At 63.5% G+C, this 24,911-nt stretch carries 21 protein-coding genes; 4 read left to right on the top strand and 17 right to left on the bottom strand.

Going from position 1 to position 24,911, the window contains the following annotated elements; translation table 11 throughout:
* Window positions 1–203: 203 nt before the first annotated feature.
* The 3 genes from clpB to rluD form a co-directional block, all read right to left on the bottom strand.
* Complete coding sequence (clpB, locus tag DFO68_RS05605; protein ID WP_133482695.1) at window positions 204–2,795, bottom strand: ATP-dependent chaperone ClpB; 2,592 nt, start codon at window positions 2,793–2,795, stop codon at window positions 204–206.
* A 218-nt stretch (window positions 2,796–3,013) separates the two neighbouring features.
* Window positions 3,014–3,769 carry a peptidoglycan editing factor PgeF gene (gene pgeF / locus DFO68_RS05600; protein ID WP_133482694.1) on the bottom strand — a complete coding sequence of 252 codons (756 nt, stop codon included), beginning with the start codon at window positions 3,767–3,769 and terminating at the stop codon, window positions 3,014–3,016.
* Window positions 3,770–3,779: 10 nt separating this feature from the next.
* Window positions 3,780–4,739 (bottom strand): 23S rRNA pseudouridine(1911/1915/1917) synthase RluD, encoded by a 960-nt coding sequence (gene rluD, locus DFO68_RS05595; RefSeq protein ID WP_133482693.1) that lies wholly within the window; start codon window positions 4,737–4,739, stop codon window positions 3,780–3,782.
* A 124-nt stretch (window positions 4,740–4,863) separates the two neighbouring features.
* Here rluD and DFO68_RS05590 point away from each other — a divergent pair, with 124 nt between their 5' ends.
* Window positions 4,864–5,679: an outer membrane protein assembly factor BamD gene (locus DFO68_RS05590; RefSeq protein ID WP_133482692.1), complete on the top strand. Its 816-nt coding sequence runs from the start codon at window positions 4,864–4,866 to the stop codon at window positions 5,677–5,679.
* Window positions 5,680–5,841: 162 nt separating this feature from the next.
* Here the strand turns inward: DFO68_RS05590 and DFO68_RS05585 are convergent, their stop codons facing one another.
* Window positions 5,842–7,473, bottom strand: coding sequence for an NAD+ synthase (locus DFO68_RS05585; RefSeq protein ID WP_133482691.1), 1,632 nt, complete (start codon window positions 7,471–7,473; stop codon window positions 5,842–5,844).
* A gap of 101 nt (window positions 7,474–7,574) precedes the next feature.
* Here DFO68_RS05585 and DFO68_RS05580 point away from each other — a divergent pair, with 101 nt between their 5' ends.
* From DFO68_RS05580 to DFO68_RS15650, 3 genes are all read left to right on the top strand, one after another.
* Window positions 7,575–7,877 (top strand): PP0621 family protein, encoded by a 303-nt coding sequence (locus tag DFO68_RS05580; RefSeq protein WP_133482690.1) that lies wholly within the window; start codon window positions 7,575–7,577, stop codon window positions 7,875–7,877.
* A 289-nt stretch (window positions 7,878–8,166) separates the two neighbouring features.
* Entirely contained in the window at window positions 8,167–8,715 is a 549-nt protein-coding gene (locus DFO68_RS05575; protein WP_133482689.1) for a hypothetical protein, read from the top strand.
* Window positions 8,716–9,022: 307 nt separating this feature from the next.
* The gene (locus DFO68_RS15650; RefSeq protein WP_133482688.1) at window positions 9,023–9,544 is read left to right on the top strand and encodes a GspH/FimT family pseudopilin; all 522 of its coding nucleotides are present in this window, start codon (window positions 9,023–9,025) and stop codon (window positions 9,542–9,544) included.
* A gap of 3 nt (window positions 9,545–9,547) precedes the next feature.
* Here the strand turns inward: DFO68_RS15650 and DFO68_RS05565 are convergent, their stop codons facing one another.
* The 13 genes from DFO68_RS05565 to murJ form a co-directional block, all read right to left on the bottom strand.
* Window positions 9,548–9,976 (bottom strand): type IV pilin protein, encoded by a 429-nt coding sequence (locus tag DFO68_RS05565; protein ID WP_133482687.1) that lies wholly within the window; start codon window positions 9,974–9,976, stop codon window positions 9,548–9,550.
* Window position 9,977: 1 nt separating this feature from the next.
* On the bottom strand, window positions 9,978–14,135 hold the full coding sequence (locus DFO68_RS05560; RefSeq protein ID WP_166637528.1) for a pilus assembly protein: 4,158 nt from the start codon (window positions 14,133–14,135) through the stop codon (window positions 9,978–9,980).
* 22 nt (window positions 14,136–14,157) lie between these two features.
* Window positions 14,158–14,721: a pilus assembly PilX family protein gene (locus tag DFO68_RS05555; RefSeq protein WP_133482685.1), complete on the bottom strand. Its 564-nt coding sequence runs from the start codon at window positions 14,719–14,721 to the stop codon at window positions 14,158–14,160.
* Between the two features lies 1 nt (window position 14,722).
* Window positions 14,723–15,484 carry a PilW family protein gene (locus DFO68_RS05550; protein ID WP_166637533.1) on the bottom strand — a complete coding sequence of 254 codons (762 nt, stop codon included), beginning with the start codon at window positions 15,482–15,484 and terminating at the stop codon, window positions 14,723–14,725.
* The gene (gene pilV / locus DFO68_RS05545; protein ID WP_166637527.1) at window positions 15,481–15,960 is read right to left on the bottom strand and encodes a type IV pilus modification protein PilV; all 480 of its coding nucleotides are present in this window, start codon (window positions 15,958–15,960) and stop codon (window positions 15,481–15,483) included. The genes DFO68_RS05550 and pilV overlap by 4 nt, the downstream gene beginning before the upstream one ends.
* A gap of 200 nt (window positions 15,961–16,160) precedes the next feature.
* Window positions 16,161–17,114: a 4-hydroxy-3-methylbut-2-enyl diphosphate reductase gene (gene ispH / locus DFO68_RS05540; protein WP_133482804.1), complete on the bottom strand. Its 954-nt coding sequence runs from the start codon at window positions 17,112–17,114 to the stop codon at window positions 16,161–16,163.
* A gap of 50 nt (window positions 17,115–17,164) precedes the next feature.
* Window positions 17,165–17,482: a DUF4351 domain-containing protein gene (locus DFO68_RS05535; protein WP_166637526.1), complete on the bottom strand. Its 318-nt coding sequence runs from the start codon at window positions 17,480–17,482 to the stop codon at window positions 17,165–17,167.
* Window positions 17,483–17,610: 128 nt separating this feature from the next.
* Entirely contained in the window at window positions 17,611–18,135 is a 525-nt protein-coding gene (locus tag DFO68_RS05530; protein WP_133482681.1) for a hypothetical protein, read from the bottom strand.
* 9 nt (window positions 18,136–18,144) lie between these two features.
* Window positions 18,145–18,606: an FKBP-type peptidyl-prolyl cis-trans isomerase gene (gene fkpB / locus DFO68_RS05525; protein WP_133482680.1), complete on the bottom strand. Its 462-nt coding sequence runs from the start codon at window positions 18,604–18,606 to the stop codon at window positions 18,145–18,147.
* Window positions 18,607–18,663: 57 nt separating this feature from the next.
* A complete protein-coding gene (gene lspA, locus DFO68_RS05520; RefSeq protein ID WP_243726426.1) occupies window positions 18,664–19,218 on the bottom strand; it encodes a signal peptidase II in 555 nt (184 codons plus the stop codon).
* 22 nt (window positions 19,219–19,240) lie between these two features.
* Window positions 19,241–22,075 (bottom strand): isoleucine--tRNA ligase, encoded by a 2,835-nt coding sequence (ileS, locus tag DFO68_RS05515; RefSeq protein ID WP_133482679.1) that lies wholly within the window; start codon window positions 22,073–22,075, stop codon window positions 19,241–19,243.
* Between the two features lie 10 nt (window positions 22,076–22,085).
* Window positions 22,086–23,126: a bifunctional riboflavin kinase/FAD synthetase gene (ribF, locus tag DFO68_RS05510; protein WP_133482678.1), complete on the bottom strand. Its 1,041-nt coding sequence runs from the start codon at window positions 23,124–23,126 to the stop codon at window positions 22,086–22,088.
* A gap of 103 nt (window positions 23,127–23,229) precedes the next feature.
* Entirely contained in the window at window positions 23,230–24,753 is a 1,524-nt protein-coding gene (gene murJ, locus DFO68_RS05505; RefSeq protein ID WP_133482802.1) for a murein biosynthesis integral membrane protein MurJ, read from the bottom strand.
* Between the last annotated feature and the right edge of the window lie 158 nt (window positions 24,754–24,911).

Raw genomic sequence — 24,911 nt, 5'->3', positions numbered from 1 at the left:
TCAGGAGAGGGGCATGGTTCCCGCTATTTTCACGCCGATTGGCAAAACACCCAAAAAAAAGCCCGTCCACTCGGGGGAAGGGACGGGCAAGGGGGTTACAGGACGCAACCTAAATCTCAGTGTAGACCGTTGCCGCCCGATGACACGGGGCGGCAGGCTACTGGTTGATGGCGCCATGCGATGCGGCTTGCTGGCCAGCGGGCTCAGCGCTGCTGGAACACCAGCTGGTCACCGTCTGCTTCGACATGAATAACCTCTCCGGGCGAGAACTTGCCGGCCAGCAGGTCCTGGGCCAGCGGGTTCTCGATACGGCTCTGGATGGCCCGCTTGAGCGGCCGAGCACCGAATACCGGGTCGAAGCCCACCTCGGCCAGCAGGGCCAGCGCCGCCTGGCTGATCTCGAGGCGCAGATCGTGCTCGGCGAGTCGTGCCCGCAGGCGATCGAGCTGGATCTCGGCGATGGCCTGGATCTGCGCCTGGCCAAGGGCGTGGAATACCACTACCTCGTCGATGCGATTGATCAGCTCGGGGCGGAAGTGGTCGCCGACCACCGCCATCACCATCTCCTTCATCTGGTCGTAGTCCGAATCGTCGCCGCCCATGCGCTGGATGATGTCCGAGCCCATATTGGACGTCATCACGATCACCGTGTTGCGAAAATCCACGGTGCGCCCCTGGCCATCGGTGAGGCGGCCATCCTCGAGCACCTGCAGCAGGATGTTGAAGACGTCGGCATGGGCCTTCTCCACCTCGTCGAGCAGCAGCACCGAGTAGGGCTTGCGGCGCACCGCCTCGGTCAGGTAGCCACCCTCCTCATAGCCGACATAGCCGGGAGGCGCGCCAATCAGGCGTGCCACGGAGTGCTTCTCCATGAACTCCGACATGTCGATGCGTACCATCGCCTCTTCGGTATCGAAGAGGAAGTTGGCCAGCGACTTGCACAGCTCCGTCTTACCCACCCCGGTGGGGCCGAGGAACAAAAAGGAGCCATTGGGCCGGTTGGGGTCGGCGAGGCCGGCCCGCGAGCGGCGCACGGCGTTGGCCACGGCGGCCACCGCCTCGTCCTGGCCGATCACCCGCTCATGCAGCGCCTCTTCCATGCGCAGCAGCTTGTCGCGCTCACCCTCGAGCATCTTGGCCACCGGGATGCCGGTCCAGCGCGAGACCACCTCGGCGATCTCCTCCTCGGTGACGTTGGAGCGCAGCAGCCGATGCTTGGAAGTATCGGTATCGGCCTCGGCCTCGCCGGCTTCGGCGATCTTCTTCTCCAGCTCGGGAATCACACCGTACTGGATCTCCGACATCCGCGCCAGATCGCCCTGGCGCCGCGCCTGCTCAAGGTCAATGCGTGCCTTGTCGAGGGCGTCCTTGAACTGGGCCGCACCCTGGATGCTGGCCTTCTCGGCCTTCCAGATCTCATCGAGGTCGGCGTACTCGCGCTCGAGCTCATTGATCTGCTCCTCGAGGCTCTCGAGACGCTTCTTCGAGGCCTCGTCGGTCTCCTTCTTGAGGTGCTCGCGCTCCATCTTGAGCTGGATCAGCCGGCGATCGAGGCGGTCCATCTCCTCAGGCTTGGAGTCAAGCTCCATGCGGATGCGCGAGGAGGCCTCGTCGATCAGATCGATGGCCTTGTCAGGCAGCTGGCGATCAGTGATGTAGCGGGCCGAAAGCTTGGCCGCAGCGATGATCGCGCCATCGGTGATGTCGACCCCGTGATGCACTTCATAGCGCTCCTTGAGACCGCGCAGGATCGCCACCGTGTCCTCCTCGGAGGGCTCGTCCACCAGCACCTTTTGGAAGCGACGCTCCAGGGCGGCGTCCTTCTCGATGTACTTGCGGTACTCGTCCAGCGTGGTCGCGCCCACGCAGTGCAGCTCGCCGCGGGCCAGGGCGGGTTTGAGCATGTTGCCGGCATCCATGGAGCCCTCGGCCTTGCCGGCGCCGACCATGGTGTGCAGCTCGTCGATGAACAGGATCACCCGGCCCTCCTCCTGGGCCAGCTCCTTGAGCACCGCCTTGAGGCGCTCCTCGAACTCGCCGCGGAACTTGGCCCCGGCCAGCAGGGCGCCCATGTCCAGCGACAGCACGCGCTTGTCCTTGAGCCCTTCGGGCACCTCGCCATCGACGATGCGCTGGGCCAGGCCCTCGACGATGGCAGTCTTGCCCACGCCGGGCTCGCCGATCAGTACCGGGTTGTTCTTGGTGCGCCGCTGCAGTACCTGGATAGTACGGCGGATCTCGTCATCGCGGCCGATTACCGGGTCGATCTTGCCGCTGGCCGCCCGCTCATTGAGGTCCAGGGTGTACTTCTCCAGCGCCTCGCGCTGGTCTTCGGCATTAGGATCATCGACTTTCTCGCCGCCGCGCACGCTGTCGACGGCCGTCTCCAGCGCCTTGCGGGTGATGCCGGCCTGGGTCAGCAGCTTGGTCACCGCGCCGCCCATTTCCAGCGCCGCCAGCAGCACCAATTCGCTGGCAATGTACTGGTCGCCGCGCTTCTGGGCCTCGCGGTCGGTGAGGTTGAACAGCTTGATCAGGTCGCGTGAGGGCTGCACCTCGCCGGTGAACTCAGCGACCTTGGGCAGGTCGTCGAGGTGGCCCACCAAGGCGTCGCGCAGCCGGGCGGCATCACCACCGGCCTTCTGGATCAGCGCCTTGACGCCAGTATCGGTGGCCTCCAGCAACGCCAGCAGCAGATGGCCGGGCTCCAGCTGATTGTGGCCGCGCCCCACAGCCAGCGACTGGGCGTCCGCCACGGCGTTCTGCAGCTTGGCGGTGAACTTGTCGAAACGCATAAACACTTCCTCCATCGGGATGACGGCGCGGTCGGACGCGCCATTTGACCCTGTCTAGGTATCTTGACGTTATCAATGGAGTCGGCGTGGCCGGCTTTCAAGTCGGCGGCCAGGGAAAGGGAGCAGAGGTTGACGCAAGTCAAGCGCCAAGCCTGGATGGCTCAAAACGACAGGGAGCCAGCCTGGGGCTCCTGGATGCTTGCCGCTCGGCGCTGTTTTCAGCGCAGCCAGATCACACTGGCCATGCGGCCAGTGAGGCCATCATCGCGGCGGTAGGAATAAAAGCGCGGCTCGCAGGCGGTGCAGAAATGGCCGCCGCTGATATGGGCGACACCCAGGCGCTCGAGACGCAGGCGAGCCAGCTTGTAGAGATCGGCCATGTAGTGGCCGAGCCGGTAGGGGCTGGGATCGAAGGCCACCTCGGTCTCCGGGTGCACGCCGACGAAAGCCTGCTGGACCTCGGGGCCGACCTCGAACTGGGCGTTGGAGATCGCCGGGCCCAGCCAGGCCATCAGCTCCTCCGGCGGCAGGCCCATCGCCCCCACCGTGGCCTCGATCACTCCGCCGGCCAGCCCGCGCCAGCCACCATGGGCCACCGCCACCCGTTCGCCGCTGCGGTCGCAGAGGAATATCGGCAGGCAGTCGGCGGTGAGTACCACGCAGGCGTAATCGCGATTCCTGGCCACCGCGGCATCCGCCTGGGGTCGGGCGTCGGAGTAGGCGTGCTGCACTCGAGCGCCATGCACCTGGTCGAGCCACAAAAGCGGGCGGCCATCGCCCACTTCCTTCCCCAGCTGGCGGCGGCACAGCGCCACGTGGTCCGGGTTGTCGCCCAGCTTCTCGGCGGGATTGAAGGCAGCGAAAGGGCCCTGGCTGGGGCCAGTCTCGCGAGTGGTAACGAAGGCGCCCACGCTCTCCGGTGCCGGCCAGTCAGGCCGGATGGCGGTCGGGCGCAGGTCGAAGGTATCGCTCATCACGGGGTCCTTAGCGCATGGTCTCGCGGTCTTCGCGCAGGTAGTCGAGCAGCATCAGCAGGTTATCCGGCAGCGGCGCACGAAATGCCATCCGCCTGCCGCTCTCTGGATGCATGAAGGCCAGCTTGCGGGCATGCAGCGCCTGGCGCGGGAACTCACGCAGGATCTCCTTGAGCATCTCGCCGGCGCCGGCGGGCAGCTTGAGGCGCCCGCCGTAGACCGGGTCGCCGATCAGCGGATAGCGCAGGTGGGCCAGGTGTACCCGGATCTGGTGAGTGCGGCCGGTCTCGAGCTTGCAGCGCACATGGGTATGGGCGCGGAAGCGCTCCACCACCCGGTAGTGGGTGACCGCCGGCTTGCCCGAGTCATTCACCGCCTGGCGCTTGCGGTCGCGCGGGTGGCGGCCGATGGGCGCGTCCACGGTGCCGCCGGCGGTCATTACCCCGACCACCACGGCATCGTACTCCCGCGAGACGCTGCGCGCCTGGAGTTGCTCAACCAGCGCGGTCTGGGCGGCGAGGGTCCTGGCCACCACCATCAGCCCGCTGGTGTCCTTGTCCAGGCGGTGGACGATACCTGCCCGGGGAAGGGATGCCAGCGCCGAGTCATGGTGCAGCAGGGCATTAAGCAGGGTACCGTCGGGATTGCCGGCGGCGGGATGCACCACCAGCCCTGGCGGCTTGTCGATCACCAGCAGCTGATCGTCCTCGTAGACCACCGTCAGGGGAATATCCTCGGGCTCGAAGCGGGTATCCTCCTCGATCTCAGCGGCCAGGGCCAAAGCCTCGCCACCGTAGACCTTGTCCTTGGGCTTGGCCGGGCTGCCATCCAGGGTCAGAGCCCCGCTCTTGATCCAGGCCTTGAGCCGCTCCCGGGAAAAGTCGGCGAAGAGTTCGGCGGCGGCCTGGTCAAGGCGCAAGCCCGCCATGCGTTCGGGAACGCGATGCTGTGCTTTGAGGGTCTGGGGCATGGGTCGAGACTGGGCCTTTGCGCACCGGGCGCGATGACTGCGTTTCGCCGCAAGGTGCTTTATAGTGGGCAGATATTGGCCGATTCTACCACGGTCGTCCGGGTTGTTAGACACGAGGATCACGATGCGCGTTATCACCGCCCCTGCCCGCCTGGCCTCCCTGCTGCTGGCCGGCGTCCTGCTGGCCAGCTGCGCCAGCACCGACTCCCAGAAAGACGAACTCGAGGGCGTCGCCGAGCGCCAGCTCTACGAAGAGGCTCGCGAGGCCCTGGAGGATGGTCGCTACACCACTGCCATCAACCGGCTGGAGGCCATCGATACCCGCTACCCCTTCGGCGAGCATGCCCAGCAGGCCCAGCTGGAGCTGATCTACGCCTACTACACGACCGAAGACTGGGAAGGCGCGCGCGCCGCCGCCAGTCGCTTCATCCGTCTGCATCCCGACCACCCCCAGGTGGACTACGCTTACTACATGCGCGGCATGGCCGCCTGGCAGGCCGGGCGCTTCAGCCTCGAGCGGCTGCGGCTGATCGACATCGCCAAGCGCGACCTGGGCGCCACCCGCGATGCCTACGGCGACTTCCGCGAACTGATTCAGCGCTTCCCGAACAGCCAGTACGCCCCCGATGCGCGACAGCGCATCGTCTACCTGCGTAATGTGCTGGCCCGCCATGAGCTGCATGTCGCTGACTTCTACCTGCGCAAGGGCGCTTACCTGGCCGCCGTGGAGCGCGGCCGTTGGGTAATCGAGCACTACCCGCAGTCCGAGGCCACCCATGACGCCCTGGCAGTGATGGTGGAAGGCTACCTGGGCCTCAACATGCTCGACCGCGCCCGCGAAACCCTGCAGGTGCTGATCGACAACGCCCCTGACCACGATCAGCTGCGCGGCCGCACCTTCGAACCGCGCTACGTGGACGCCCCGGCGCTCTCGGCCTGAGGACGACGACAGCTCCCTGTGGGAGTGCTGCTTGCAGCGCGATCCGCCGCGAAGCGGTAGCCTCAGCGGCGCACCAATCGCTTTGCAAGCAAAGCTCCCACGACAACCTGTCCTGTGGCTCCACATTCTTTGGGAGCGCAATTCATTGGGCGCTCGGCGCTGTCAGTCGCCCGGCTGCCAGCCGTTGACGATGGGATAGCGGCGGTCGCGGCCGAAGCCACGACGAGTGACCCGCACCCCCACCGGCGCCTGGCGGCGCTTGTACTCGCAGCGGTCCACCAGCTTGACCACCTTGTAGACGTCCTCGCGCTCGAAGCCGGCAGCAATGATCGCCTCGGCGCTCATGTCACCTTCGATGTAGCGCACCAGGATGGCGTCGAGGACATCGTAATGCGGCAGCGAGTCGCTATCCTGCTGATTCGGGGCCAGCTCGGCGGAGGGCGGGCGCGTGATGACCCGCTCGGGAATCGCCGGCGACTGGCTGTTGCGCCAGCGCGCCAGTCGATAGACCCAGGTCTTGTAGACGTCCTTGAGGGCGTTGTAGCCCCCCACCATGTCGCCGTAGAGGGTCGCATAGCCCACCGCCATCTCACTCTTGTTGCCGGTGGACAGCACCATCAGGCCTTTCTTGTTGGAGATCGCCATCAATACCACGCCCCGGCAGCGCGACTGCAGGTTCTCCTCGGTAGTGTCGGCCAGGGTGCCGGCGAAACTCTCGGCGAGGCTCTCGTTGAAGGCCTCGACCATCGGCTCGATGGACAAGACATCGTAGCGAACCCCCAGCAGCCGGGCTTGCTCGGCGGCATCCTCCATGGAGATATCCGCCGTGTAGTGGTAGGGCATCATCATGGCATGCACGCGCTGCGCCCCCAGGGCATCGACGGCGATGGCCAGCGACAGCGCCGAATCGATCCCCCCGGAGAGCCCCAGTACGACCCCTTCGAAACGACACTTGTTGACATAGTCACGCAGGCCGGTGACCAGGGCGCCGTAGAGATCCTCCTCCGGCGCGACCTCGGCCTGGGTCTCGCCAGGGCGGGGCTCCCAAACGCCCTTCTCGCGCACAAACTGCACCGGCATCAGCCCTACCGCCCAGTGCGGTGCCTGTACCATCAGCTCGCCCCTGGCATCGACGCAGCACGAGCCACCGTCGAACACCAGTTCGTCCTGGCCGCCGATCATATTGACGTAGACCAGCGGCAGCCCAACCTCACGGGCACGTTGCTCGAACAGTTGCAGGCGCTCGGCGGGTTTGTCCTGATGGAACGGCGAGGCATTGAGGGTAACCAGGATATCGGCACCGGCGAGGCTCGCCTGGCGCACCGGCGCCTCCGCCCAGATATCCTCACAGATCAGAATGCCGAGCTTGGCGCCCTTGTGCTCGATGACCAGCGGCTGCGTTCCCGGGGAGAAATAGCGCTGCTCATCGAACACCTCATAGTTGGGTAGCGCCTGCTTGGCGTACTCACTGAGCCATTGGCCATTGTAGAGCACCCCGGCCAGGTTCCAGTTATGCCCCTCACGGCGCCCCGGATAGCCGACGATGACCATCACGTCGCGGGCCATCTTCTCGGCCATGTGGGCCCGGGCATGGCGCAGCCGGGTCTCCATGGAGGGGCGCAGCAGCAGATCCTCCGGCGGGTAGCCGGTGAGGAAGAGTTCGGGCAGCACCACAATATCGGCACCATGCTCAATGCGTGCTTCACGCACGGTCTCGATGGCGAGATCAGCGTTGCCGGGAATGTCGCCGACCAGCGGGTCGAGCTGAGCCATCACCAGGGTCAGGTCTTGCATGGGCTTGGAAATCTCTCGAGAATCGATGGATACTCGCCATTGTCCCGCAAGGGCGGCCGAGTGGCAAAGCCGGCCACCCCTACTTGGGAGCTCTACAAGGAATGAACCTGTTGCTGATTCGCCTGATCATCTTCGCCGTGCTGTTCTTCGCCGGCCTCAAGCTCTACCGCATGTACCGCGAGTGGAAACTCGACCGCGAAGGTCCCCGGCAGGCAGGCGACGCACAGGCTAACCGCATGGTGCGCTGCCGCTGGTGCCAGGTGCACCTGCCCGAGGAGGACGCGCTGCGCGTGCGCGGCGACTGGTTCTGCTCCGGCGATCACCGCGACAAGTACCTGGCCGAGCGCCAGGAAGAAGAGCAAGAGACACACCACGAACAGCACAACGACAAGCGCGGGGAATAATCCCGGCACGATCCGGCGCTTCCCTGTCCCGTCGCTCTCCTGCCCGCCTTGCGCCTTGCCGTTCGCCTCCTTACCGCCAGCATGGCCTGACATCGAGCGTACTGATCGTCCATCAACGTGCTAGCCAGGCGTGCGGCACGAAGCTTGATGGGCGTTTGCCACCATCATCGCCATTGCGTAGTGTTAAGTGATCACGGTTGGAGTAACAACGTCAACAAACCCTAATTCCAATTAGTGATTTGCTGCACGCGAGCACTTTCTGCCCATTCAACATATGAACAATCCCAACATGATCCATCACCTCTTCAAGAAAGCGCCGATCAAGGCCTGGATCATCAAGCAGATTGACAATGATGTCCTCCATCTGTGCGGCCAGGGAGGACTGGAGTCGACCAACACGCCCAGGCATGTCAAGAAATCCCTGCAGGCAGGGAACTACCAAGGCGGGGTGCGAGTGGGCAACACGGGCATTGTACTCAATACACGGCTGCTTGCCGCCGTGGTGCCGCTCGATCAGTTAACGCTGGCGGAAGATGGCCGAGTGGCGAAGTGGCAAGGGCGCCGCTGGAGCGTGTCTCAGGTACCGCAACGCTGCTGGGAATATGAAGGCCAGCTGGTCACCCGAGCGAACCCGATGTCGGACACCCCCTCGCTGATAAGCACGGAAGATGTCTCGGCCATCAGCGAGCATGTTGACCGCGAAGGGGCACCGCCCGGCAAGGTCGCCTTCCGCCCCGCCGACGCCCTGGAGGATCCGCTGCAAGACACTCGCGCGATCATCAAGGCCGTTCAGGAACGGCGCAAACGCTCCAAAGGGTGGCGCAAGGACGGTAGCTAGGGGCCACTGGATGCATCACGGTGAGGCAAGGAAAGAATAAAGTTCATCGCAATTCGATGTAAAAACGGCGGGGATGTCGGCTCGGCCGGATAAGCCGAAGGCGCATGTGGCGTGACGATGGCGCCCCCTCCACGCTCGGTGTGCTAGCGCTTACCGAACCTACAGCGGTTGGATGATCCGCCGATGTAGTGCAGCCCACTATCATGCCAGTTGGTGAAGACCCAAAAATAATCGGGGGGTCGTTCCTCCTGGGTTACACACTTCCTCCCTGGGCACTGCGAACAGGCACCTTCGGATAAACACCCTTATGAAAGCGCCTCGTCATTCGGGCTTCACGCTCATTGAGCTTTTGACCGTCGTGGCCATCATCGCCATCATGGCTACCTGGGCCATTCCCGGTTTTGGTCGCCTTGCAGATCGCGCCGAACTCGATCGTCAGGCCGACAGGCTTTGGCTGGCGCTGGGCACCACGCGCCTGGAAGCAGCGGAGCGCCGCCAGACCGTTTTCTTGTGTCCCAGTCACGATACCAGTGCCTGCTCCAGCAACTGGCAGGATTCGCTGCTGCTGTTCGTGGATGCCGATAAGGATGGCGCGTTCAATGCGGGAGATGAACTGATCCAGCGCTTCAATGCCGCCGCCAGTAATGTTTCGATCGATGCCACCGGCCCCACCAGTAACGGTATTAGCTTCAAGGCAGATGGGTTCACCAGCGATTGGGGAAGCTTCACCCTTTGTCACTCTGAACGAGCGGATGAGACTGCTCGGAAAATTGTGATCAGCTCAGCAAGAATGCGCCGTGATGATGGGGGCGACTGCAGCGGCACCTAACGCTCAGCCCCAGCAGCCCGTGCCTGGGCCACTGGCGGTCGTACCGCCATCACGAACTAGCGCCAAGGTGCCACAGACGTCGTCGGCCTGGGCTCCTTTAGGCGTCGCCTTCAGCGAAAAGTCCCTGCCTGAGCCGCTGATGGTGACGGTGATGCTGTAGCGATCTGCCATCTTTCCCGACATTCCATCAACACTGAGCGGCGGAACCACATCACCAGGCGCCTTGTCGCTTACGTCGGTGCCGTAGCGATAGGTCTGGCTGTAGCGCCGTTCGAGTTGCTGGGCCATCTGCTGCAGCAGTACCTGAGCCTGAGTGCGATAGGAGCGATCGACGTAGCGCTGATACGAGGGCAGCGCCACCGAGGCCAGTATGCTGAGAATGGCCACGGTGATCATCAGCTCGATCAGGGTAAAGCCGCGGGTTCGTTTCATGTCAGCGCTCCAGCTCACGCCAGGACACGCGGCCCAGCCCCAGCGGAATGGCAGGATCCCGCGCCAAAGTCATTGTCTCGCCGGTGCTGCTGACAGTATTGATGTTCTCCACTTTCTCTTCCAGACGGCTGTCCACTACGAGGGTGTACAGCATGCCTTCCGTTCCGATCCCGACCGGCGCCGGCTCGGCGCCGCCAGGCGGGGTAGTATCGACGTCGAACGCGTTACTGCCGTCATCCCTCAACGAAACGGCTTGCCCCTTGAACGCCTGCAGTTCGTAGAGAAAGCCTTGATCCTCGGCACCGCAGACTCCTTGTCCCGGAATCAAGCTAGTCACATAGAGGCGTTTTCCGTTCAGCAAGGGTCTTTGGGTCACACGTTCGCGCCCATCGGGAAAATCCATGAACCAGCCCTCATCAGCCGCGGCATTCGCCGTGACCGTCGAGAAGAACCGCAGCGCCCGTACGTTGCCCTCGGCATCCGTGCCACTGCCAGAAAGCAGCTCGCGTTCAGCGAGCCGGTCACGCGAGAGAGGCAGGATCCGGCTGCCATCGAGCAGGTCGCGTATCGCATAGAAACTGTCCGTGCCTCCGGCTTCCTGGGTATCGCCCAGCGCGAATGCGCCATCACGCTTGCCCGTTCCGACAAAGATCATCAAGCCTCCTTCTGGATGCTCGCCTACCTCGATGGGCGCCGTGATCATCTGAGCCGTACCCGCAGAGTCGGTCGCTGAGAACAAGCGTTTACTGGTGATACTGGTGGGGTCAGCCATGTTGAAGCGCCAAAGATTACCCTTGAGGTCGCCCCCGTAGGCGGTATCGACACGACCGTTGCCGTCGGCATCCACCAGGGAGACCGACGTCATGCCATTGACGCCGGCATTGGCGGCATCGGCAGGCACCAGCCGCGAGACATCATCTGCAGCGAGAATGCCGTCGGCCGCCCCGTCGAGCGTAATGACGTAGAGTGCCGCCTTGCCGGAGGGGCTGGCGAAGCCGTTGGCAAACACCGCCGCGTAACTGCCATCTTCGAGCTGAACCAGACTAATGTTGTCATCGATATAGCCCAGATGGTCGTTGCGGCCATCGAACAAGGCCGCCTCATGCACGGGACCATACTCGAACAGCGCAACTTGATTGGCATTCGCCTCGCTGAACGACGAAGGCGACGAGACATCAAGAGCAAAAAGCCCCCGACCACCGTGGCCCAATCCGCTGACCAGCACGGTGCGCCAGGTATCATTTGTCCCCACCTGCACATCCAGCGCGGTAGGACTGCCATCGACGAAGTAGCGGTGCTGGTACTCCGGCGATGCAAGCTCGGCGAGGCCGTCAAGCACTAGGCCTGGCACATAGGCGAGGCGCTCCTGCCCGGTAGCAGCATCGAAACCGTGCAGCATGCCGTCGTTGGCCCCCACATAGACCATCGTCGCGCGGTTTTGCTTGGCTACCCGGTAGTCGAGATATGAGGTGTCATCAGGCCCAGTGGGCACGTAATAGCTGTTGGGCCTGGCGACCACCACCGGTTGGGAGCTGATCATGTCACCCAGCCGCGCCGGGCTTTGATCTCGCCACAGGCGATCGCGATAGCTGCCGCCGTTACGTTGTTCATTCGCGGTATCTCCGCGCAGGTAATCGACCAGGGTATCGGTCCAGCCGTTTACCACACTGGCCGAGAGAGAGACCCCTTGGCCGCCTGAGGATGTGATGACCGTGCGCGCTGTATGGGCGGGCATCTGCTGCCTGGCGCTCCACTGCATGCCGCCAAGACCGCTGGACAGGGTAGCCAAGGCAATCAGATCACCCGACCAGCTATTATTGTTGTTGTATTCCGTCTGGAACGTGAGGCCACCATGGGTTTGGCTGAAGCCCAGGCCAGCACCGGTGGTACGTGCGCTTTTCAACACCTGGTCCAGTGCGGAACGCAGAGATTCCGCGAGCTCGCTGATGCGATTAACCTGAAAATAGTTTTCTGGCGTATCATCGCGAGAGTCGCTTCCATACTTGGCCGCGTAGAATAGCGGCGGTTTGAGCACACCCGCGCTGCCGGATGCGGAGATACGATACGTTTGCGTGCTGGGGCTATCGTCGAGCTCGCAGCTGCCTTTATTGCTGCAATAAGGCGATTCATTGTAGCGTTCGATACCTGAGTGAACCTGGAAGCCATCGCTGGCAAGATTTACGATTTCATTGCTGTTCGCATCTTTATAGCGGCCCGAGCTTCCGCTCAGAATATAGCCGACTCCAGCCTCGCGGCTGGTACTTTCTGACGTTACGTCCGTGGTCACCGACAGGCGGTCGTTTTCTACCTGATAGGCAAGGGTCATTTCAATGTCGGAGTCGTAATCGCCCCCGAACTCCGCCACCTCCCAGGTGATCTCGAACTCGCCGCGGGTATCACCGATGAACTGGGGCCGAAAGTCGACCAGTGCGCACTTGCCGTTATCCGGGATGTTTTCACAAGCCGGCACGATCGAGAAGCCCGGCAATTCGATGAGGGGAGTATTGGTAGTGAGTCGCACCGCATAAGTTCTGATTGGCGCACCGCCGCTGTCATCACGGGCACGAACAATCGGGTTCTCCCAGGCATAACGCGTCAAAGCAGCCACGTTGTAGGTTCCTTCCAGTCCCGGTGCCGCTGGGCAGATACCTTTCACGCCAGTAAGACTGGAAAGTGACTTGGCAGTACACCGCTTGTCCCTGTTACTTCCTGTCTCACCCACGAAGTACTGACCACCAATGCCCTCATCGCTTGCTACCTGGCCCAACCAGCTCTCGAGGCTTCCGCCCTGGGAGAACGGGAAACTGCCCAGATCGTCACCATCCAGAGACACCTCACTTGAATTGATCAGAATCATGGAACTGGCCGCGCACCAGGCGTCACCCACTTCGTTTTTCCAGGCGGGCGAGGTCAAACCATCGAGATATCCAGTCTCGACGCTTCCCTCGCCAACCTTGAAGGCCGACGTCGGCTCGGCTTCACCCGTGAGGTAGCGCAGTGCCTCCGCGGTGATCTCGCCAAAGGGATTGATCCAGCTAGAACAGTCTCCGCCACCAACCTGATTGAGGCGTTTGCCGAACGGGCAGTTGTCATTATTGTAAGTGCCATCCGAGTACCGATACCGCGATATGCGAAACGCATCGATATTGCTGACGATACCGCTGACGTTTTTCCGGAAGACACCGCTGCTTTCATCAAACTCTTTGATAAAGCTTTGCAGATTGGCACGCAGCACGCCGCCCCGGGTATTTTGCGCATAGGAGCCTGTCATCAAGCCAAAATTGATACTACGGGCGTATTCATGCAACAGTCCGGTAGGCTTGGGATGGCTAGAGTCCGGATACGCCGTACAGCCTTCTCCCACCACGGGGCACGCTTCGACTCGAACGTCAAAGGTAGCGCTGCCAGTATCATCACTTTCAGGTCTGAGTCTATCGTTCCCATTGTTGCGGCCAGTTTCATCGGCCCATACACACTGCCACCGCTCGTTAGCCGCCCAATTCGGCCATTTGCCAGCGGCGACGCGCAACTGAGGGGGAGCGTCGACATCCTTGGATTGGCCGCTATAACCGCCGGCAACACCCGTGGTATTGCAGAAGGAATACGACTGCCCGCTTAACGGCGTGTAACTGCTAAGGATGCTACTGTTATTGACGACTTTGACGAAGGAGTGGGCATCGTAAGGCAGATAAGCACGTTCGAGAATCGTGGTTTGGGAAACAGTATCGCGGACGCGCTTACCGCCGTATAGCACCTTGCGCAGGATATCCATGCGCGTCATCGTCAACCAGTTGAGAAAGTTGCCGCTCCAAAGGCCGCTACTCGAAGGGCAGACGTAGTTTGCGTTCGTGCTGACAGCGGGCTTGAATAGATTATCCGCGTAGACATAGCAGCGGTTGCTGTCGAAGTAGCCGTAGTACTCGTAGTCAGGCTTGAAACTGTCATCGATGACGCCGTCGCCATCGATATCACTCCAGTCGGTATAGGCCTTGAAGAACAGCTGATGGTCATTGGACATCACCACCATGCTACGAGGCGTCACACCGGCCTGGGCGCTGGAAGGTGTCAGGTAGGGGATGCCCGAGCGGATCGGCACATCCTGAGACTGTGCGTAAGCCACGCTGAAGAAACACAAAAGAGCCGTCATGCCAGCAAGCACATGACGCTTCCATACTCGCGTATTACACACCTGCCGGCAGGACATAACGTGCCTCCAGAGTCCGACTGATCATGCCGCTGGGATCGAAGCCACGGGCGAACACACGAAAGAACTGATACGGCTCGCCGCCAACCTCGCCTTTGCCCACGACCCGGCTTTGCGATCTGGTATAGCCCTCTACCGCGGCCTCATCAAGGCAGGCAATGACATAGCGCGGTGACTTTACCAGGGAGATTTCACCGTTTGCCTCGCCCAGGGCAAAATCGCTGACGCTCACGCCGTTTCCCAGGGCAGCGTCGACGTCATCGACATTGAGGTCGTCAAGGGTCGCAATATCGTAGCGCTCGGTGCTCCCCTGGCAGAAATTGACCAAATGGGGCGCCGCCGCCAATTCCTGGAAAGCCTCGCGAAGCGCCGCCTCGGCGGCCTGAAAGGCAATCTGGGCGGCCTGATCATTGCTGACTAGACGCTGCTGCAGCCGGGTAACCTGGCTGCCGGTAAAGGCCAGCAGGCTGGTCAGGGCGATTAACACCAAGGTGACCAACAGGGCTGCACCGCCCTGTGTACGCTGTCCTGTCATTGCCATGTTACTGCCGCCCCATGATATTGCGCAGGGTCACGGTTCGGGAGAGCTGCGCGCGCATGTGTCGATCGTTAAAGGTCAGGGTACCCTCCTGCGAGTCGAAGCTCTGCTGGGTGGCCGCATCCCAGGTGTCGGTTTCCGAGCTCACCAGCAATTCTACCCGCACCGCGCGAACGCTGGTCCAATCGGCGCTCTCATGATCCTGGAAGCTACCGGAACCATCGAGATAGCTAAACTGCAGCGCCTCGACGCCATTCAGCAAAGGCTGCGGGGTGGCGTTGATCGAGGACTGGCAAAGTAGGGTATTATCCTTGACGTAGAGACGAATCCGTGCAACGCCGTCGGCTTTGTCAACGGCCTTGTTGGTACAGTCGATGATCGGCTGCCCTGCCAACCCAGCGGCCTGGTAGCGTAACCAGAGCTCGGAAGAATTCGTCGCACCCCCTGCCTGGCCGACGACGATCTGGCCAGCGGCAAAGCCCGGAGCATCATTGGTAGCGCCAAACGAGGGAAATACCTCCTCCAGGGTCATCCAGGCGTCACTGTAACCGGCTTGCAGAAGCTGACGTACGACCAGCTGCATCACGTATCGCTGCGCATTGTTCAATTCGCTCGATACCACGGTCGTCTGATAGCTTTGACGGCTGGAGAGGTAATAGCTGGTAACCATGCCGACCACCATCAGCCCAATGACCATGGCGATCATCAGCTCGATGAGCCCCACCCCGGCCTGGCGACGGAGACCGGAAGCACGCTCCATCGTCATAGGCGGGTTTCCAGGATCACGCAGCCCCCCGAGCGTGCCTCGACACCGCATGTCGGCAAAGGGTTGTCGTCATTGGGGGGCCGCTGACGCCAGCGCAGCATGATCCTGATCTTCTCGACATCGCCGGACTGCACCGAGACTTCTGGCCTGGCATTAGGGAGCAGCCTGGCCACCTCCTGCTTCCAGTCTTTCATGAGCGCACAGATCTCGTCGTTGCTGCCATTACAGGCAGCGATAGTCGCCGCATCCCCGCTAACCTCGAAGCGACTCGCCGTGTCAGGGTAGCCAGGGCCAGAGTAAGCCCGCATGGTATCCGCCACGCTAGTAGCAAGCGATACAGCATCGGCTCGCCAGCGCGCATCGCGCGCATCCTGAAGGCCGAGCAGTTGCAGACCGGCCACGCCCAGCAGCGCCACACTGATCAACAACAAGGCAACCAGCGATTCAATGAGTGTAATACCGGCCTGTCGTGCCATGAGCTCTCCATCACTCACCCTCAACGCTGCACCAGGCGCGTACAAGCCAGGCCGAATGCGCCAGCCAAGTCTGTTACGCTTTGTTTCAGCAAATCCAGCATAGCGATTTCTGGGTGTGAATGCATATAAAAGGGCGAGAGACCCTCGCCCTTTTATATGCCCCATGTATGCCATTCCTGCAGAGACGAGTGCTCCCAAGTTCAGTCGCTGGCGATCACCCTTTCACGCAGTTCGCGGGGCATGGAGAAGGTGATGGTCTCCTCGCGACCGGCGAGCTCCTCGGGAGCGGTGGCGCCCAGCGCCTGCAACCGCTCGATCACGCCCTTGACCAGCACCTCGGGAGCACTGGCGCCGGCGGTGACGCCGATCACGCCGACGCCGTCGAGCCAGGCGGGGTCGACCTGCTCGGCGCTGTCGATCAGGTAGGCGGGGGTACCCACCCGCTCGGAGAGCTCGCGCAAGCGGTTGGAGTTGGAGCTGTTGGGGCTGCCTACCACCAGCACCAGATCACAGCTGTCGGCCAGCTCGCGCACGGCATCCTGGCGGTTCTGGGTGGCGTAGCAGATATCGTCCTTGCGCGGCCCCTGGATCTCGGGGAACTTAGCGCGCAGGGCGTCGATCACCCGGGCGGTGTCATCCATGGAGAGTGTAGTCTGGGTGACAAAGGCCAGCTGGCTGGAGTTCTTGACCTCTAGCCTGGCGACATCCTGTTCGTCCTCGACCAGGTAGATCTGCCCGCCGTGGGCGGTATCGTAGCGGCCCATGGTGCCTTCAACCTCGGGGTGGCCCGCGTGGCCGATCAGGATGCACTCCTGACCGTGGCGGGCGTAGCGCAGCACCTCAAGATGCACCTTGGTGACTAGCGGGCAGGTGGCGTCGAACACCTTGAGCCCTCGGCGATCGGCCTCCTGCTGTACGGCGCGGGAGACTCCGTGGGCGGAGAAAATCACGATAACGCCGTCGGGGACCTCGTGGAGCTCCTCGACGAACACTGCCCCCCGCTCACGCAGGCTGTCGACTACGAAGCGATTGTGGACCACCTCGTGGCGCACGTAGATTGGCGGGCCGAAGACGTCCAGCGCGCCGTTGACGATCTCGATGGCGCGGTCGACGCCGGCGCAAAAGCCGCGGGGGTTGGCCAGCTTGATGTGCATGGGTTCGGTCTGAAGTGTGTCAGGTTGCATGGGGGCTTTGCCTTGATGCGTCACGCAAAAATTTCATCCAGGGTGCCGGCCGTCAGGACTCGCTCGGCCCACAGCTCCAGCTCCTCGGAACTTGCCTGGTTCACCATCGACTCGACCTCGCGAGGAAGCTTGCCGAATTTCAAGGCCAGCAGTTTCAGCAACAGCTCGGCACGCCCACTCTGCATGCCCTGCTGCATGCCCTGTTGCATGCCACGCTTCTTAGCGATACGTTCGAACGATGTGACATACGACATCTGAATTTCCTCCTCGAAGCGGGCCATCTGGGCCTCAATCTCCTCTTCCAGAGCCGGCGGTAGTGCCAGCATCCAGTCGATCAAGCGTAACAGCTCCAGTACCTCGGAATGTTTGAAGCCACGCCGATACAGCCGCTTCATCAGGCTGAACTTGGTTACTAGGCGAGCATTGTCATTGCCTTGGGTCCGATGTGCTTCAAGCTGAGCATGCACTATGACAGCAAAAGGGTTGGTACTGTTCTCAAGTGCGTGGCGATCATCACGCGATCATCACGCATATGTTGAAGGTTCACCACTGGGAAACTGAACACTAGCCTTGTCTGCCACAGCTGCTGTTCATAGTGGCCGATGGACTGATGGTGCGCCTGATTGGTCAGAATGGCGAGATTCGCTATACGCCGTTGAGGGTACTTGTCCTGCAGGCGATAGAAATATCGGTACATCCTGGCATTGAAGTGCCGATCCGCCCTGCCCTGCACCTCGACATGGATCAGCACCCATGTCTCACTGCCATCCAGCGTGAAAACCTTGACCAGCTTATCGGTGTGGCGCCGACCGGCCTCGGTGTCACGCACCACCTGTTGCAGCTCCTTGTCGAGAAACTCGTGCGGCCGCTGCCAGTCAATGTCTCGATACATCTCTGGCTTTAGCAGCTGCAGAAATTGCGGGAAATAGTGCTCCAGCGCCTCCTTCCAGGGAGAGTCGAAATCGCTACTACCGGCTGCAGTGTCGTTCATGCTACCACCTCAGTGGGTGGTGGCGGGCTTTACGTCGAGCACTTCCACCTCGAAGGTCAGGGTACGCCCCGCCAGCGGGTGGTTGAAGTCCACTTCCACCCGCTCGCCCTCGATGCGGCTGATCACCCCGGGCAGCTCGCCGCCGGCGGCATCGGCGAAGGACATCACCATGCCCACCTCCGGCGCCTCGCTCTCGAAGTCGGCGCGCTTGAGCAGCTGGATGTTCTGGGGATTGTGCTGGCCGAAGGCGTGCTCGGGGGTGATCTCGAAGCTGTCGGTATCACCGCTCGCCAACCCCTTGAGAGGGTGCTCGAAGCCCGGCGGCAGGTTGCCATCGCCCACCTGGAAGGTGGCGGGGGCCTTGTCACGGGTGGAATCCACCACGGTGCCGTCTTCCAGGCTGAGGGTAAAGTGCAAGGTCACTTGCATGCCCTCGTCGATGCGGTGCTGGGTGCTGTTCTGGTCGCTCATGGCAGTCTCGGACTCGCTAAGGAGGATAAGATTCGAGGGCCGGCAGGGTGGCGTTATTCATCGCGCCTGACGTCGAGCCCAGCGTCGCTCGGCGAACAGCGACTCCCAGATCAGGCCGATGGCCCCCAGGGTGATGCCGATGTCCGCCACATTGAAGGCAGGGTAGTACCAACCGGCCACATGGAAGGAGAGGAAGTCCACCACGTAGCCATGCACCAGCCGGTCGTAGAGGTTACCCAGCGCCCCGCCGATGATAAGCGCCAGCGATGCCGCCAGCAGCGTCTCGTCGCGCTTGAGGCGACGCATCCATAACGTCAGGCCGATGCTTGCGCCCACGGCGATGAGGGCAAAGAGCCAGCGCTGCCAGCCTGGATGGCCGGCCAGGAAGCTGAAGGCAGCGCCGGTGTTGTGCAGCAGTGTCAGGTCGAAGAACGGCAGCACTCCCAGCGGCCGGGCGTATTCCAGCCAGGCACTGGCGGCGCTCTTGGTGGTCAGGTCCAGCACGATCACCGCCAGCGCTAGCCACAGCCAGCGCAACGGACGCTGCATGGGTTGGGCCTCGTGCCGACCGGTCTGCTGGCCACGCAGGCGCGTCTCGTGTTGCTCGCTCATCGCCGTATCCTCGTGCCGACCATCAGGCATAGTGGCGCGTCTCACCGGGGCCGCCCGGCAGGTTGCTGATGCAGCGCCCACAGAGCTCCGGGTGTTCCGGGTGGCTGCCGACATCCTCGCGGTGGTGCCAGCAGCGCTCGCACTTGCGGTGGGGGCTCTCGGCCACGGCTACCTTGAGCCCCTCGAGTTCGGTGGCCTCGGCGCGACTGCCCTTCGCAAGAGGTGCCAGATGCACCTCGCTGGTCAGCATCACGAAGCGCAGTTCGTCGCCGAGCTCGGCGAGGGTATCGTGCAGGGCGTCATCCACGTAGAGGGTGACCTCGGCGGCCAGGCTGCCCTTGATGGTCTTGGCCTTGCGGGCATCTTCCAGGCATTTGTTGACCGCCTGCTTGACTTCGAGTACCTGTTCCCAGAAGTCACGGCCCATGGTGGCGTTGTCGGCGAGCGTCTCGAGGCCCGTGTAGTACTCGGCTAGCAGCACGCTGTCGCCGCGCTCGCCGGGAATGTTCTCGAAGATCTCCTCGGCGGTGAAGGAGAGGATCGGCGCCACCCAACGCGAGAGCGCTTCGACCACGTGGTAGAGGGCCGTCTGGGCGCTGTGGCGCGCCACGGAGTCGGCCTGGGTGGTGTACTGGCGATCCTTGATCACGTCCAGGTAGAAGCTGCCGAGCTCCCGAGCGCAGAAGCCATGCACCTGCTGGTAGACATCGAGGAAGCGATACTCGGTATACGCGATCTCGATGCGCGCCTGCAGCTGGGCGGCGCGGTCGACCACCCACTGGTCAAGGGCCAGCATCTCGCCGAACGGCAGGGCGTCGCTCGCTGGCGAGAAACCCTTGAGGTTGGCCAGCAGGAAGCGCGCAGTGTTACGGATGCGCCGGTAGACGTCGGCGGTGCGCTTGAGGATCTCGTCGGAGACCGCCATCTCGCCGCCGTAGTCGGTGGAGGCCACCCATAGGCGCAGGATGTCTGCACCCAGCTTGTCCATCACCTCCTGGGGAGCCACCACGTTACCCACCGACTTGGACATCTTGCGGCCCTGGGCATCCACGGTGAAGCCGTGAGTGAGCAGGCCACGGTAGGGCGGGTGGCCGTCGATGGCGCAGCCGGTCAGCAGCGAGGAGTGAAACCAGCCGCGGTGCTGGTCGGAGCCCTCCAGGTAGAGATCGGCCACTGGCCCCTGCCGGTGGCCATGGGGGTGCGAGCCGCGCAGCACATGGCGATGGGTGGTGCCGGAGTCGAACCAGACGTCCAGGGTGTCGGTGACCTTCTCGTAGTCGCCGGCCTCATCGCCCAACAGTTCGGCGGGGTCGAGGCGAAACCAGGCGTCGATACCCTCGGCCTCCACGCGCTTGGCGACCTCCTCCATCAGCTCGACGCTGCGCGGATGCAGCTCGCCGCTGGCTCGGTGCAGGAAGAACGGAATCGGCACGCCCCAGTTGCGCTGGCGTGAGATGCACCAGTCGGGGCGGTTGGCAATCATGCTGTGCAACCGCGCCTTACCCCAGGCCGGGGTGAAGGTGGTCGCCTCGATGCCCGCCAGCGCCCGCTCGCGCAGGGTCTTGCCGTCGCGACCGGCCATGTCCATGCCCACGAACCATTGGACGGTGGCACGGTAGATCACCGGGGTCTTGTGGCGCCAGCAGTGCATGTAGCTGTGGGTGATGGTGGCATGGGCCAGCAGCGCACCGACCTCGTCGAGCTTGGCGACGATCTGCAGGTTAGCCTTCCAGATCATCTGGCCACCGAACAACGGCAGCTCGTCGACATAGACGCCGTTGCCCTGTACCGGGCTCTCGATCTCCTCGAAGCTCATGCCGTGGGCACGGCAGGTCACGAAGTCGTCGACGCCGTAGGCCGGCGCGGAGTGGACGATGCCGGTGCTGCCCGCCTCGATCTCCACGTAGTCGGCGAGATACACCGGCGACAGGCGATCATAGAAGGGGTGACGGAAGCGCACGCCATCTAGCCGCTCGCCGGTGGCGGTGGCGATGATCTCGCCGGAGAGCCCAAAACGCTCCAGGCACGATTCCACCAGCTCCTCGGCCAGCACCAGCAGGCGCTCGCCGGTATCCACCAGGGCATAGGTGAACTCGGGATGCACGTTGAGCGCCTGGTTGGCGGGGATGGTCCAGGGCGTGGTGGTCCAGATCACCACGGCGGCCGGCCTGGCCAGCGCCTCGAGGCCGAAGGCTGCGGCGAGGCGGTCGGCGTCCTCCACCGGGAAGGCCACGTCGATGGCATCGGACTTCTTGTCCTGGTACTCCACCTCGGCCTCGGCCAGCGCCGAGCCGCAGTCGAAGCACCAGTTGACAGGCTTCAAGCCCTTGAAGACATAGCCGGCCTCGACCATGTCGGCCAGCGCGCGGATCTCGCCGGCCTCGTTGGCAAAGTCCATGGAGCGGTAGGGGGTGTCCCAGTCGCCGATCACGCCCAGACGCACGAAGTCAGCGAGCTGCCCCTGGATCTGCTCGGCGGCGTACTCACGACACAGCACGCGGGCCCGCGCCGGCTCGAGGTGCTTGCCGTAGGTGGTCTCCACCTTGTGCTCGATGGGCAAGCCGTGGCAGTCCCAGCCGGGCACGTAGGGCGCATCGAAGCCGGCCAGATTCTTCGACTTGACGATGATGTCCTTGAGGATCTTGTTGACGGCGTGACCGATATGGATGCTGCCGTTGGCGTAGGGAGGGCCATCGTGCAGCACGAACAGCTCCCTGCCGCGGCGCGCCTCGCGCAGGCGATGGTAGAGGTCCATCTGCTTCCACTGTGCCACCCGGGCGGGCTCGCGCTTGGGCAGCATGCCGCGCATCGGGAAGTCGGTTTCGGGCAGGTTCAGAGTGTGCTTGTAGTCGCTCATATACTGGGGTTCAGCCGTCGTCGTGGTCGGCAGGCTTGCCCGCCGAGGAATCGGAAGTCACGGCCTCGCGCGCCAGCGGCGCCGATGCCAGAGGAAGAGAATCGTCGCTACCGTCGCCCGCGGGGTGCTCTAGAAAGTAGGCCCGGGCGCGCGCCTGATCGGCGCGAATCTGCGCCTTGAGCTCGTCGAAGTGGGCGAACTTCACCTCGCCGCGCAGTTTGGCACAGGGGAACACCGTCAGGCGCTGGCCGTAGAGATCGCCGTCGAAGTCGAAGAGATGCACCTCGAGCACCGGGCGCTCGCTGCCCACCGTAGGGCGCCAGCCGATGTTGGCCACACCGGGCAGGCAGCGTCCGTTGGGGAGCTCGGTAAGCACCGCATAGACGCCCTGCAGGGCCAGCGAGCGGGCCGGCTGCGGCAAGTTGGCGGTGGGCACGCCGATGGTGCGACCCAGCTGACGGTCGGGTACCACGCGACCGCCCACCCGGTAGGGGCGGCCCAGCAAACGCGCCGCAGCGGCGAAGTTGCCACTGGTCAGAAGAGTGCGTACCCGGGTACTGGAGACCCGCTCGCCATCAACGGTGAAGGTGCGGGTATGCTCGACGCCGAAGCCGCGGCTCTCGCCCACCTCGGTAAGCAGGTGGAAGTCGCCGCGTCGATCGCAGCCGAAGCGGAAGTCATCGCCCACCACCAGGTGGCGCACGCCCAGGCCAGCCACCAGCACCCGCTCGATGAACTCCAGCGCAGTGAGGCGGCGCAGGGCATCGTTGAAGGGCAGGCAGAGGATACGGTCGACCCCGCACTCGCTGAGCAGCGCCACCTTGTCGCGCAACCGGGTCAGCCGCGGCGGCGCCTGCTCGCCGGCGAAGAACTCGCGGGGCTGGGGCTCAAAGACCACCACCGTGACCGGCAGACCGAGCCTTGCGGCCTGTTCGCGGCACTGCTCGAGAATTGCCCGGTGGCCACGATGCACGCCATCGAAGTTACCGATGGTGGCCACGCAGCCGCGATCCGCGTCACGCAGGTTGTGCAGTCCTCGAATCACTCGCATGGGGGTCATCACGCTGGGAAATAAAGTTCACGATTATAACGGACCGGGGGACCCTTGACAGCCGGCGCGGCTTGGTCTTTGTCTACCCCTTCATCTGCTCACCTCAACTTTTCATTCGAAAGTGGCGAAGGCGCACCCCGAAGGTTGCCAGCCAAGTGAAGTAGATCGCCACCCCGGCCGAGACCAGCAGCGCCAGCCAGCCGGCGCGGGTCCAGACGCTCCATTCGAGCCACGCCCGCCACTCGGGGGCCAGCCAGGCCAGCCCCACGCCCATCACCGCACAGCCGCCGAGCAGTTGCACCGCGTAGCGCCCCCAGCCGGGCTGGAAAACCAGCACGCCCTGCTTTCTCAGCAGCCAGCCCAGCAGGCCGGCATTGAGGAAGGCCGAGAGCGCCGTGGCCAGCGCCAGACCGGCATGGGCCAGCGGCCAGATCAGGATCAGGTTGAAGACCATATTGGCGACCATGGCGATGATGCCCACCTTCACCGGCGTGGCGGTGTCCTGGCGGGCAAAGAAACCCGGTGCCAGCACCTTGATCAGCATAAAAGCTACTAAACCAAAGGCATATGCTCTAAGGCTTATCGCCGCCATGGCGATGTCGTGCTCGCTCATGGCGCCATAGTGGAACAGCGCGATCAGCAGCGGCTCGGCCAGCACGGCGAGAGCCAGCGCCGCCGGCAGGCCGAGCAGCAGCACGGCACGGATCGCCCAGTCGAGCATGGTGGCGAAGTGCGCGCCGGCCTGCTCGGCATGGCGTTTGGAGAGCGCCGGCAGGATCACCGTGCCGATGGCGATACCGAACACCCCCAGCGGCAGCTCCACCAGGCGGTCCGAGTAGTAGAGCCAGGAGACGCTGCCCGCCGCCAGCAGCGAGGCCAGCACGGTGTCGAGCAGCAGGTTGATCTGCGAGACCGAGACGCCGAACAGCGCCGGCAGCATCAGCCGCAGGATACGCCGCACGCCAGGGTGGGCGAAGTCGGGCCAGGGCCGCGGCAGCAGCCCCAGCCGCGCCAGGAAAGGCACCTGGAAGGCCAGCTGGGCGCCGCCGGCGATCAGCACCCCCCAGGCCAGCGCCATGGTCGGCTGCTCGAACAGCGGCGTGAGCAGGACCGCCGCGCCGATCAGCGAGAGGTTAAGCAGCACCGGCGTAAAGGCCGGCACCGCAAAGCGGTTCCAGGTGTTGAGCGTGCTGCCGGCGAAGGCGGTAAGCGAGATCAGCAGCAGGTAGGGGAAGGTCAGCCGCAGCATGTCGGCGGTCAACGCCAGCTTCTGCGGGTCGCGGCCGAAGCCGGGGGCGAAAGCCCACACCAGCCAGGGCGCGGCCAGCATCGCCAGCGCGGTAATCAGCGCCAGCACCGCCGTGAGGCTGCCGGCCACCGCATCGAGCAGCTCCTTCACCTCGCGCTTGCTGCCGCGCGTGGCGACTTCCGAGAGCACCGGCACGAAGGCCTGGTTGAAGGCCCCCTCGGCGAACAGACGGCGCAGGAAGTTGGGGATCTTGAAGGCGACGAAGAAGGCGTCAGTGCCGTTGCCGGCGCCGAACAGGGTAGCAATCACCACGTCGCGCGCCAGCCCCATCACCCGCGAGAGCAGGGTCATCACGCTGACCACCAAGCCGGAGCGCATCAGGCCACCCGCCTTGGGCGCTACCGCGCGGTCAGGGTCGTCGACAGCCGGCGGGCGGGGTCCATCCTCAGGCGTCTGGGGTTCATCGTCCCGGGGCTCGGGGGGCTGTTCGTGATCCGTCACCGTCTGTTCCTCGTTCGGCGCCTCAGCGGGCACTC

It is taken from the genome of Halomonas ventosae (genome assembly GCF_004361885.1).
GTDB lineage: Bacteria > Pseudomonadota > Gammaproteobacteria > Pseudomonadales > Halomonadaceae > Halomonas > Halomonas ventosae_C.
This window is presented reverse-complemented; position numbering and strand designations above follow the sequence as displayed.